Annotated in this window: 10 protein-coding genes; 8 read left to right on the top strand and 2 right to left on the bottom strand. The window is 69.8% G+C overall.

Translation table 11 applies throughout. The annotated features are described in order from the left end of the window. Positions 1 to 276: 276 nt before the first annotated feature. Genes ACFWJ4_RS39155 through meaB form a run of 3 tightly spaced genes read left to right on the top strand, consistent with a single transcriptional unit; the run spans position 277 to position 5,384 of the window. Complete coding sequence (locus ACFWJ4_RS39155) at positions 277 to 2,175, top strand: methylmalonyl-CoA mutase family protein (RefSeq protein WP_380553579.1); 1,899 nt, start codon at positions 277 to 279, stop codon at positions 2,173 to 2,175. Further along, on the top strand, positions 2,172 to 4,385 hold the full coding sequence (scpA, locus tag ACFWJ4_RS39150; protein ID WP_380553576.1) for a methylmalonyl-CoA mutase: 2,214 nt from the start codon (positions 2,172 to 2,174) through the stop codon (positions 4,383 to 4,385). The genes ACFWJ4_RS39155 and scpA overlap by 4 nt, the downstream gene beginning before the upstream one ends. Before the next feature lie 12 nt (positions 4,386 to 4,397). After that, positions 4,398 to 5,384 carry a methylmalonyl Co-A mutase-associated GTPase MeaB gene (gene meaB / locus ACFWJ4_RS39145; RefSeq protein WP_380553573.1) on the top strand — a complete coding sequence of 329 codons (987 nt, stop codon included), beginning with the start codon at positions 4,398 to 4,400 and terminating at the stop codon, positions 5,382 to 5,384. 436 nt (positions 5,385 to 5,820) lie between these two features. Here meaB and ACFWJ4_RS39140 read toward each other — a convergent pair whose 3' ends face one another. Next, positions 5,821 to 6,402 (bottom strand): HD domain-containing protein, encoded by a 582-nt coding sequence (locus ACFWJ4_RS39140; protein WP_359898752.1) that lies wholly within the window; start codon positions 6,400 to 6,402, stop codon positions 5,821 to 5,823. A gap of 13 nt (positions 6,403 to 6,415) precedes the next feature. Further along, entirely contained in the window at positions 6,416 to 7,540 is a 1,125-nt protein-coding gene (locus ACFWJ4_RS39135; RefSeq protein WP_359898861.1) for a helix-turn-helix domain-containing protein, read from the bottom strand. Between the two features lie 119 nt (positions 7,541 to 7,659). Between ACFWJ4_RS39135 and tgmA the strand changes: the two genes are divergently transcribed. From tgmA to ACFWJ4_RS39110, 5 genes are all read left to right on the top strand, one after another. Beyond that, positions 7,660 to 7,923, top strand: a complete 264-nt coding sequence (gene tgmA, locus ACFWJ4_RS39130) for a putative ATP-grasp-modified RiPP (RefSeq protein ID WP_380553570.1) — start codon at positions 7,660 to 7,662, stop codon at positions 7,921 to 7,923. Positions 7,924 to 7,934: 11 nt separating this feature from the next. Next, a complete protein-coding gene (gene tgmB / locus ACFWJ4_RS39125; protein ID WP_380553567.1) occupies positions 7,935 to 8,888 on the top strand; it encodes an ATP-grasp ribosomal peptide maturase in 954 nt (317 codons plus the stop codon). After that, complete coding sequence (gene tgmC, locus ACFWJ4_RS39120) at positions 8,885 to 10,021, top strand: ATP-grasp peptide maturase system methyltransferase (RefSeq protein WP_380553564.1); 1,137 nt, start codon at positions 8,885 to 8,887, stop codon at positions 10,019 to 10,021. The genes tgmB and tgmC overlap by 4 nt, the downstream gene beginning before the upstream one ends. Before the next feature lie 338 nt (positions 10,022 to 10,359). After that, a complete protein-coding gene (locus tag ACFWJ4_RS39115) occupies positions 10,360 to 10,752 on the top strand; it encodes a hypothetical protein (RefSeq protein ID WP_380349588.1) in 393 nt (130 codons plus the stop codon). A gap of 3 nt (positions 10,753 to 10,755) precedes the next feature. Then, positions 10,756 to 10,998: a DUF6087 family protein gene (locus tag ACFWJ4_RS39110; RefSeq protein ID WP_380553561.1), complete on the top strand. Its 243-nt coding sequence runs from the start codon at positions 10,756 to 10,758 to the stop codon at positions 10,996 to 10,998. Positions 10,999 to 11,102 lie beyond the last annotated feature (104 nt).

Below are 11,102 nucleotides of genomic sequence, written 5' to 3'. Positions count from 1 at the left end.
CGCCGCCGCTCGCCGACGACGGCCCGGGACCACCCCGCCCGTCGCGGCCACCGACCGCCGCCGCCACCCCTCCCCGCCCCTCCGCCTCCCTGGTCGCTCCCCGGCCGTTCCCCGGTTGCCACCCGTCACGACACCCCCTCCCACCCCTGGTGTCACCTGCACCGACACCCCATGACACTCCCCGTCCCGGCGAGTGCCCGAAATCGGCCCGATCGAGGGAAAGGTCACACGGAATCCCCCTCCTGCGGCCCTGCGAACGGGCGCTAACCTGCGCACATGAAGGTCCCGCCCGAAGGGCTCCCCCTCGCAGCCGAGTTCCCGGCCGCGCACCGTGAGCAGTGGCAGCAACTCGTCCAGGGCGTGCTGCGCAAGTCCGGTGCCGAGCCCGAGGACGGCCCCGCCGCCGAGCAGGCGCTCACCACCCGGCTCCAGGACGGGCTGAGCGCCCACCCGCTGTACACCGCCGAGGACACCGCCGCCGCCCCGGGCTACCCGGGCTTCCCGCCGTTCGTGCGCGGCAGCCGGCCGCAGGGCTCCGCCGTGGCCGGGTGGGACGTCCGCCAGCGGCACGCCGACCCGGACCGCCGGCGCACCAACGACGCCGTGCTGGCCGACCTGGAGCACGGCGTGAGCTCGCTCTGGCTGGAACTCGGCGGCGCGGGCCTCCCGGTGGACGCCCTGCCCGAGGCACTGACCGGGGTGTACCTGGACCTGGCCGCCGTGGCACTCGACGCCGGACCCGAATTCACCGACGCCGCCGAGCAGTTGTTCCAGCTGTACGAGGAGCGCGAGGTCTCCCCCGGCGCCGCCGCCGGCAACCTCGGCGCCGACCCGCTCGGCCTCCAGGCCCGCACCGGTCAGAGCGCCCGCACCGGGACGCTGCTCGCCGAGGCCACCACGCTGGCCGCCCGCTGCGCCGCCGGATACCCCGGCCTGCGCGCGCTCACCGTGGACGCCCTCCCGTACCACGAGGCCGGCGCCTCCCCCGCCCAGGAACTGGGCTGCTCCCTGGCCACCGGCGTCGCCTACCTGCGCGCGCTGACCGCCGCCGGGCTCTCCGTCGACGACGCGCTCGGCCAGCTGGAGTTCCGCTACGCCGCGGACGGCGACCAGTTCCTCGGCATCGCCAAGTTCCGTGCCGCGCGCCGCCTCTGGGCCCGGGTCGCCGAGGTCTCGGGGGCCGGCGCGGCGGCCTCGGCGCAGCGTCAGCACGCCGTCACCTCCCGGGTGATGATGACCGCCCGCGACCCGTGGGTGAACATGCTGCGCACCACCATCGCCTGCCTGGCCGCCGGGGTCGGCGGCGCCGACTCCGTCACCGTGCTGCCCTTCGACAGCGCGCTCGGCCTTCCGGACGCCTTCGCCCGCCGGATCGCCCGCAACACCCAGGCGATCCTGCTGGAGGAGTCCCACCTGGCCCGGGTGATCGACCCGGCCGGCGGCTCCTGGTACGTCGAGCAGCTGACCGAGGAGCTCGCACGGGCCGCCTGGGCCTGGTTCCAGGAGATCGAGCGGGCCGGCGGCCTGCGCGCCGCCCTGGAGTCCGGCCTCATCGGCGAACGGATCGCCGCGACCTGGGCGGAGCGGTCCGTGCGGCTCGCCAAGCGGCGCGAACCGATCACCGGCGTCAGCGAGTTCCCGCACCTGGACGAGCAGCCGCTGGTCCGCGAACCGGCCCCGGCCGCGCCCGGCGGCGGGCTGCCGCGAGTGCGCCGCGCCGAGGCCTACGAGGCGCTGCGGGACCGCTCGGACGCCCGGGTCGCCGTCGACGGCGCCCGCCCGGCCCTCTTCCTCGCCTCGATCGGCAACGCCTCCGCGCACACCGCGCGCACCACCTTCGCCGCCAACCTGTTCCAGGCGGGCGGAATCGCGACGGCCTCGGCCGAGTCCGTCGACCCGGCGGCCTTCGCCGAGGCGTTCCGGGCCTCCGGCGCCACCGTCGCCTGCCTCTGCTCCAGCGACGCGCTGTACGCCGAGCACGCCTCGCCCGTGGCCGAGGCGCTGAAGGCGGCCGGCGCCAGGAGGGTGCTGCTCGCCGGACGGCTCGGCGAACTCCCCTCCGGAGTGGACGAGTTCATCTTCGCGGGGGGCGACGCGATTGCCGTCCTGACCTCCCTCCTCGACCAGATCACCGGTGCGGACGGCACCGACGAGACCAAGGTGGCGGCCCGATGATCCCCGACTTCACCGGCATCGGGCTGGACGGCGGCGCGGGCACCGCCGACGGCGCCGTCAGTGACGACCAGTGGCAGGCCGCCTGGCGGCAGTCCACCGGCAAGGACGTCGACGAGCTGCTCTGGGACACCCCCGAGGGCATCGGCGTCAAGCCGCTGTACACCGGCGCCGACCTGGCCGGCCTGGACTTCCTGGAGACCTACCCGGGCATCGCCCCGTACCTGCGCGGGCCCTACCCGACCATGTACGTCAACCAGCCCTGGACCGTCCGCCAGTACGCGGGCTTCTCCACCGCCGAGGAGTCCAACGCCTTCTACCGCCGCAACCTCGCGGCCGGCCAGAAGGGCCTGTCGGTCGCCTTCGACCTGCCGACCCACCGCGGCTACGACAGCGACCACCCGCGCGTCACCGGCGACGTCGGCATGGCGGGCGTCGCCATCGACTCGATCTACGACATGCGCCAGCTGTTCGACGGCATCCCGCTGGACAAGATGTCCGTGTCGATGACCATGAACGGCGCCGTGCTGCCGGTCCTCGCGCTGTACATCGTCGCGGCCGAGGAGCAGGGCGTACCGCCCGAGAAGCTCGCGGGGACCATCCAGAACGACATCCTCAAGGAGTTCATGGTCCGCAACACCTACATCTACCCGCCGCAGCCGTCGATGCGGATCATCTCGGACATCTTCGCGTACACCTCGCAGAAGATGCCCCGGTACAACTCGATCTCCATCTCCGGCTACCACATCCAGGAGGCCGGTGCGACGGCCGACCTGGAGCTCGCCTACACCCTCGCCGACGGCGTGGAGTACCTGCGCGCAGGCCTGGACGTGGGCCTGGACGTGGACGCCTTCGCGCCGCGACTGTCGTTCTTCTGGGCGATCGGCATGAACTTCTTCATGGAGGTCGCCAAGCTGCGCGCGGCCCGCCTGCTGTGGGCCAAGCTGGTCAAGCAGTTCGACCCGAAGAACCCCAAGTCCCTTTCACTGCGCACCCATTCGCAGACCTCGGGCTGGTCGCTCACCGCCCAGGACGTGTTCAACAACGTCACCCGCACCTGCGTGGAGGCGATGGCGGCGACCCAGGGCCACACCCAGTCGTTGCACACCAACGCCCTGGACGAGGCCCTCGCGCTGCCCACCGACTTCTCCGCCCGCATCGCCCGCAACACCCAGCTGCTGCTCCAGCAGGAGTCGGGCACCTGCCGGGTGATCGACCCGTGGGGCGGCTCCGCGTACGTCGAGAAGCTGACCCACGACCTCGCCGCGAGAGCCTGGGAGCACATCCAAGAGGTCGAGGCGGCCGGCGGCATGGCCAAGGCCATCGACGCGGGCATCCCCAAGCTGCGCGTCGAGGAGGCCGCCGCCCGCACCCAGGCGCGGATCGACTCCGGCCGCCAGCCGGTGATCGGCGTCAACAAGTACCGGGTGGAGAACGACGAGCAGATCGACGTGCTCAAGGTCGACAACTCCTCGGTGCGCGCCCGCCAGATCGAGAAGCTGCGCCGGCTGCGCGAGGAGCGCGACGAGACCGCGTGCCAGGATGCGCTGCGCGCGCTGACGGCGTCCGCCGAGGCCGGGCCGCAGCGCGGCGGCTCACTGGACGGCAACCTGCTGCACCTGGCCGTCAACGCGGCCCGCGCCAAGGCCACCGTCGGCGAGATCTCGGACGCCCTGGAGAAGGTGTACGGCCGCCACTCCGGCCAGATCCGTACCATCTCGGGTGTGTACCGAGACGAAGCGGGCCCGTCGGCCTCCCTCCAGCGCACCCGCGACCTGGTCGAGCGGTTCGAGCAGGCCGAGGGCCGCCGACCGCGCATCCTGGTCGCCAAGATGGGCCAGGACGGCCACGACCGCGGCCAGAAGGTGATCGCCACCGCCTTCGCCGACCTCGGCTTCACGGTGGACGTCGGCCCGCTGTTCCAGACCCCGGCCGAGGTCGCCCGCCAGGCCGTCGAAGCGGACGTCCACATCGTCGGCGTGTCGTCGCTGGCCGCCGGGCACCTGACCCTCGTGCCCGCGCTGCGCGCCGAACTCGCCGCGGCGGGACGGGAGGACATCACCATCGTGGTGGGCGGGGTCATCCCGCCGCAGGACTTCGACGCCCTGTACGAGGCCGGCGCGGCGGCGGTCTTCCCGCCGGGAACGGTCATCCCGGACGCGGCGTACGACCTGCTGAAGTCCCTGGCGGCCGATCTCGGCCACGAGCTGTGATCGCCTGATCCCATGCCTCCGCGGACGATCGACCTCGACAGCTACGTGACGGGAGTCCTGGACGGCTCGCGCGCCTGGATCGCGCGCGCCGTCACCCTCGTCGAGTCCTCCCGGCCCGACCACCGCGTGCTCGCGCAGCGGCTGCTCCAGCGGCTGCTGCCGCACGCGGGCGGCGCCGTCCGGGTGGGCATCACCGGGGTGCCCGGTGTCGGCAAGTCGACCTTCATCGACACCTTCGGCACCATGCTCACGGGCCAGGGGCACCGGGTCGCGGTCCTCGCCGTCGACCCGACGTCCAGCCGGACGGGCGGCTCCATCCTCGGCGACAAGACCCGGATGGAGCGCCTCGCCGTCGACCCCGCCGCGTTCGTCCGGCCGTCCCCCACCTCGGGGACGCTCGGCGGGGTCGCCAAGGCCACCCGGGAGTCCATGGTGGTGATGGAGGCGGCGGGCTACGACGTCGTCCTCATCGAAACGGTGGGCGTCGGACAGTCCGAGACCGCGGTGGCGGGGATGGTCGACACCTTCCTGCTGCTCAGCCTGGCACGGACCGGCGACCAGCTCCAGGGCATCAAGAAGGGCGTACTGGAGCTGGCGGACGTCGTCGCCGTCAACAAGGCCGACGGCCCGCACGAGCGCGACGCCAAGGCAGCGGCCCGCGAACTCGCGGGCGCGCTAAGGCTGTTGCAGCCACCGGACGCGGCGTGGACCCCGCCCGTGCTGACCTGCAGCGGCCGCGACGGCGCGGGACTGGACGTGCTGTGGGAGCGGCTGCAGCAGCACCGCAAGGTGCTGGACGCGACGGGCGCCCTGGCGGCGAAGCGGCGGGAGCAGCAGGTCGAGTGGACCTGGGCGATGGTGCACGACCAGCTCTACGCCCGCCTCCACGAGAACCCCGAAGTGCGACGCCTGGCCCCCGAGTTGGAAACCCAGGTCCGCGCCGGCACCCTCCCGGCAGGGCTCGCCGCCCAGCAGATCCTGGACGCCTTCTTCGGCTGACCCAGAGTGTGGAGATTGAGCGCCGTGCCCCACCCCTGCATGGGGCACGGCGCTTCGTCGGTTGCGGAGTACTCGAACGACAAGTCCGCGATCTCCTACTGGGCCTCCGGCACGATCCCCGGGCCGAGGTGCAGGAGGTCGTCCGGGAGGCCTGCTCACGTCGACTCAGGCGCCCGGTGACGCCCGAGGAGACCGGCTTCGGTTCCAGTGACGGGACGGGACACAGCCATGGCGTGCCGTCCGATCTGATGTCGATCGGAAGGTCCGACATGGATCCCTCACGCCGTGGCGTACACCACGTCCACAAGCTCCTTGCCGTCTGGGACGGCCTGCCGGCTCGCGGCCAGGGCGAGACGGCAGACGTCGTCGCCCTCGCCCGGAGTCGTGGCGTGCCGGTCGAGATCGTCTGGCCGGAGGGACCCTGCTGCTAACCGTGTCACATCGGCTTCTCGCCAAGAACGGCCCGCAGCCAGTCCAGGGAATCAGTAGCCAGGATGGCATCGGCGAGATCATTCGCGGTCTTCGTGGTGAGCCGGCCACGGCTGTTGTCGATCCATCGCTGCGCGTTCGCATAACCCTGCGCCTTGTACTCGACACCCTGGATCATGCACTCCAGCTTGTCCGCGTCCCGGGCACAGACCGCCTCCAACGACTCCTTCGACTCGTACTCCGCGACGAGATCCCGAATGGTCGAGGCCAGGACGTCCGGCATTCCATCGACTTGGTCGGCCGTCACCGCCACCGGATCCGCACTCGGCGCGTACTTCTTGCCCAGGTGGTTGACGTCCCCGGTGCGCGCTTCCTGGGAATCGTGCCAGACCGCCAGGAACGCGGCCTGCGCCGGATCGGCGCCTTCGAGCTTGGCGATGACCGAGGCGATCAGGGCGGTCCGCCAGGAGTGCTCGGCGACCGACTCGGGGTCGCGGACACCGGCCATCCACCAGCCTGTGCGCTTGGTTTGCTTGAGCGTCCCGGCTTCGAACAGGAACCTCGCCACCGCGTTCAGGTCCTCCGTCACTGTCCGGCTCCTCTCACGCCTCGGCAAGGCGGATCGCATAGTGAATGCTTTCGAGTTCTCGTCGCCCGCGTCGCGAGACCTCCTGGCTATCCAACATCATGGGCAGCCGCTCGCGAAGGGCGTTAGCCGCGGTTCCGAAGCGCAGCAGGTTCGGTCGAACCTGGAGCAGGGACCAAACGGTGTGGACGTTGAGCTCCACGTATCCATGCTGAGGTGCGAGGCCCTCGGCAAGGTGTGCCAGGAGCTTGTCACCCGACCATGGGCCCGGCTTCGGCGCACCGATGAAGTCGTCGGAGAGTTCGAGGTACGCGACTTCGCCGATCCAGTACGCCCAGTAGTTGAGGTTCGCGATCGCGCCGGCTTCATCGGCGAGGGCTGTGTCGATGAAGTGGTTGATGCGGTCCCGGTCCCCGTGGCGAGCGGACACCATGGCTACGGAGCGAGCGTTGAGCCAGCGGGCCAGCCAGTCGCCAGGTTGCTCGTTTAGCTGCTGCTGAGCGACCCACTCCCGTGTGTCGGTTCGATCGTCGTACCCCGCAAGGTAGAGCGCTTGGCGGCGGACGAGGAATTGGTCCGCTCCCCGAGCTTCGGCAGCGGTACGCCGGATGTTCGTGAAGAACCGCGCGCGGTCCTCTGCGGAGAGTTCCGGCCCGACCGGCACCGGCCCCCTTCGTGCACGTGGCGGCTTCGGAAGCGAGTGAATTGCCTTCGGCGCCAACCCACTGAGAGGCCATGCCAGGATCTCGACAAGGTCCCGTCGCATCACCACTGATCCGATCAGACTCTCCCGAGCATACGTCTCCTCCGTGAGCATGTCGGCCAGGAGCATGTCGGCCTCGAACGCTCGCTCCAATGTCTGGATGAGCACGGGTGCCGTGCCCATGCGCAGAAGCCGACGGCCAAGCATGAGCACCTGACCGACAGGCACGGCCGTGAGCGGACGTCGCCCACTCTCCCACCCCGCGATCGTGTCTGCCGAGACCGTCAGATTCACTGCGAACTCCTCCTGGGTAAAGCCGAGCTGCTCTCGTATCACCCGGAAGACGTACCCAGCGATGCTGACCGCACGCGAGCACGGAGGCCTTCCCTGACCGCCAGTCAGGGATGCACCTGGGGTCGACCTCATGAAAGCCCCCAACTTCGGGAATTCGCGCCGGCTACCCGTACCGGCGGTCACTTCACGGCCTGATCTCGACTCTGTAGCGTCTTGCATGCCAGAGCGGTAAATCCTCCCAACGACAATACACAGGAGGAAAGTTGAGCATCATTACCGATCTCCGACCCATCGCCCCCTGGGGCTTCGGGCGCATGATGCCCTTGCGAAACGGCGAGCCGTCGCGGTGGCAGTACGCGGGCCTGGACCCGGAGACCCAGACCGGCCGGTGGTTCGGCGAGGACGGGAGCATGACCCCTGCCGAACTCGGTAAGCACGGCACGTCCGTGAACACCTACCCGCCGACCCAGCAGGGCAAGGACGGCAAGGTGGACGGCGACTCCGGCCACGACGCTTCGCAGGACTGAGAGGCAGGACCATGAACGGACACCCGGTGCTCGTTTCCACCGAGCACGAGGACCCGACAGCCGATCTCGTCATCGCGGAGCTGAACCGGCGCCGGGTGCCCGTTCTGCGGCTGGACCCCGGGAAGGACCTCCCCGGAATCGCCACCCTCGCGGCTCGATTCGGCGCCGGCGGGCTGACGGGGACGCTACGCGCCGGCGACCGAGCGGCCGAACTCGGCAGGGTGCGCGCGCTCTACCACCGCCGGCCGAGTCCTCATCTTCCCGGCACCGAAGATCAGGCCGACCGCTTCGCGGCGAACGAAACGCGCCGAGGCCTGGGCGGCGTGCTCGCGGCACTGCCTGAATGCCTCTACCTGAGCCATCCACAGGCCATCGCCCGAGCCGAGTACAAGCCCGAACAACTTACCGTCGCAGCACGGTTCGGGCTACCCGTGCCCGAAACCTTGATCACCAATGATCCAGTCACGGCGAGGTCGTTCGCATCCGGTCGGCCTACGATCTACAAGCCCCTCCATGCCGGCCCCTACCATGTCGGCGGTGAATCTGCGGGTATCTGGGCAGCAGTGGTCGACCCGGTGGACATCGACAACCGGGTGACCGGCTGTACCCACTTGTTCCAGGAGCAGGTGGCCAAGGTCTCCGACGTCAGGGCGGTGGTCGTGGGCGATCGGGTGTTCTGCTCGCTGATCAGGGCCCCGGAGGGCGTGGTGGACTGGCGCAGCGCGTACCGTCACCTCACCTACGAGGCGGTTGAGTGCCCTGAATCGGTCCGGTCGGCTCTGCTGCTCTTCCTCCGCGAATTCGGCCTGAAGTTCGGCGCGTTCGACTTCGCGGTGACCGCCGATGGCGAGTGGTGGTTCCTGGAATGCAACCCCAATGGCCAGTGGGCATGGCTTGAGCATGCGGCCCAGCTGCCGATCACGACCGCGATTGCCGACCTTCTGGAGAACGGAGAGGCCGCATGATCGACGTGCCGTCCGAGGGTCTGAGGGCGAAGCTCGTCGCCCAGCTCAAGGAGGAGGGGGTGATCTGTAGCCCCGAATGGGAGGCGGCGATGCTGGCCGTCCCACGTGAAGCGTTCCTCGCGGGCGGGTGGTTCGAGCACGACGATGGCGGGTGGTACCGGTCCGCCTCGCTCACCGACGAGCCGGGACTGATCCGGCGCGTGTACGAGGACGACAGCCTGGTGACTCAACTCAGCGGTGTGATCTTTCCGTTCCAGTTGGACGGACGCCTTCTGCAAGCGCCCACGTCCTCCTCCACCATGCCGGGCCTCGTGGTCCGCATGCTTCAGGACCTCCAGGTGTCGGAAGGCATGTCAGTCCTGGAAATCGGCACCGGGACTGGCTACTCCACCGCCCTACTGACGCACCTCCTCGGTGACGAGCAGGTGACCTCCATCGAAGTCGACCCGGACGTCTCCGGGCGGGCCGGCGCGGCTCTCGGAGGGCTCGGCTACTGGCCGAACCTCGTCGTCGGCGATGGACTCGTAGGCCACCCGGCCGATGCGCCGTACGACCGCTTGATCGCGACGTGCGAGGTACACACCATCCCGACGCAGTGGATCGAGCAGACCAAGCCTGGCGGCGTGATTCTGGCCACCGTGGGTGGCTGGATGCACTCCTCGGAGCTGGCCCGGCTCACGGTCCAGGAGGACGGGACGGCTGTCGGCCGGTTCCTCGGGGGCGAGGTCTCCTTCATGTTCGCCCGGCCCCACCAGCCGCCGCCCCTCGGGCTGTTGCCGGACCTGGACTCGGGTGTTGCCCGGGACGCCACGTACGGGCCGGAGGCCCTGGACGACTGGACGGCTCGCTTCGTCGCCCAGATCGCCGCGCCCCGGGCTCAGAAGCTCATGCTGCACCGCGACGGCCTGGACGAATACCTCCTGATCGATGTCGGAGCCGGATCGTGGGCGGTGCTCTCCCCGGCGACGGGCGGCTGGATGGTCCGTCAGGGCGGCCCGGACCGGCTGTGGGACGACATCGAGAAGTACCTCTCGCAGTGGTACACCGACGGCGCACCACCGCTGGAGTACTTCGAAATCACCGTGACTCCGCAAGCACAGACGATCAGCTGGACGAACGAGCCTCAGCACTAAGGTGAGTCGACGACAGCCGAACAGTGCCAACAGGTTCGGGCCCTCCTCAACAATCACCGCTTCGCGTCAACCACGCGGATCCTGGTCGAGAGCCCATCCGGCCGCTTGCTCCCGGCCCCCTCTGCTCGCCCGCCGGCACTGGATTCCGGAGCAACCAGTACCCCGTGAGCGCGTCCGGCTGCAGTGGCAGCCGGACGCGCCGGATGCCCTCCTGGACGGGAGTGGCAAGGCACCCATCGACTACGGCTCTTGGCCGCTCCACAAGAGACTCGGTGCTGCGCGCGAGGACAGCCTTTCACGTGTTCTGACTGGGCCTCGGAATGGATCCGCTGACCTACGTGACCGACATGCTCACCGTGGCCGTCTTCGACGCCGAGCTGTTCGACGAGATGTTCCAGCGGATCCTCTCCACCAACGACGAAGGCCACCGAATCGGGCTGGAAGTCGCCACGGGACGCTCAACCGGCATTCCCTTCACCGCGGATCAGGCGGATCGCCTCGCCTGCTCCGAGCCGATGCAGCCCGCCGGCGCGACGCTCCTGCGACTGGCCTGGCGGCACCAAGACGTACTCCTCCAACGTTCCGACGCTGGAGGATCCGGGGACGCACATGACCTCCGAGGGTCTGCGGGTGAAGCTCGTCGCCCGCCTCAAGAAGCAAGGAACGATCCGCAGCCCCGTGTGGGAGGCGGCGTCAAGGACCTGGATGAGCGTGCCTCAGCACTGGAGTGATTCGTGGGAGAGTGGAACGAGCCGCTGGAGTTGTGGGCTGCCTGCCGGGAGGCTCTCCGCCGTCCGGTCGGCGAGCTGAAGGCGGTCCGACTGGACGGCCGACAAGTCGCCTCGCACGTCGACCCGTCCGCACCTCGTCTGATTCTGCGGTGGGACGGCGTGGAGTGGGTTCCGGAGACCATTGCGAACGGCTACGCCACCGCCCAGCGCATCGTGCACGGCATCCGGGGCGACGGGACGATGTGACAGGGGGTCTTCGGAAGATTTCAAGTCCAGTGAGACGGTCGTGATGTTATGAGGTTTGTGGTGCGGGTTCCCTGCGCTTACTGGGGTCGTTGATCCATGCTGCC

Source organism: Kitasatospora sp. NPDC127067, assembly GCF_042724755.1.
GTDB lineage: Bacteria > Actinomycetota > Actinomycetes > Streptomycetales > Streptomycetaceae > Kitasatospora > Kitasatospora lactacystinica.
The sequence above is the reverse complement of the archived record's forward strand: the minus strand, read 5'-3'. Positions and strand labels throughout refer to the sequence as shown.

Bases quoted from the DNA above. Each gene is read 5' to 3' on its own strand.
- ACFWJ4_RS39155 (WP_380553579.1), top strand. From the start codon at position 277: ATGAAGGTCCCGCCCGAAGGGCTCCCCCTCGCAGCCGAGTTCCCGGCC.
- scpA (WP_380553576.1), top strand. From the start codon at position 2,172: ATGATCCCCGACTTCACCGGCATCGGGCTGGACGGCGGCGCGGGCACC.
- meaB (WP_380553573.1), top strand. From the start codon at position 4,398: ATGCCTCCGCGGACGATCGACCTCGACAGCTACGTGACGGGAGTCCTG.
- tgmB (WP_380553567.1), top strand. From the start codon at position 7,935: ATGAACGGACACCCGGTGCTCGTTTCCACCGAGCACGAGGACCCGACA.
- tgmC (WP_380553564.1), top strand. From the start codon at position 8,885: ATGATCGACGTGCCGTCCGAGGGTCTGAGGGCGAAGCTCGTCGCCCAG.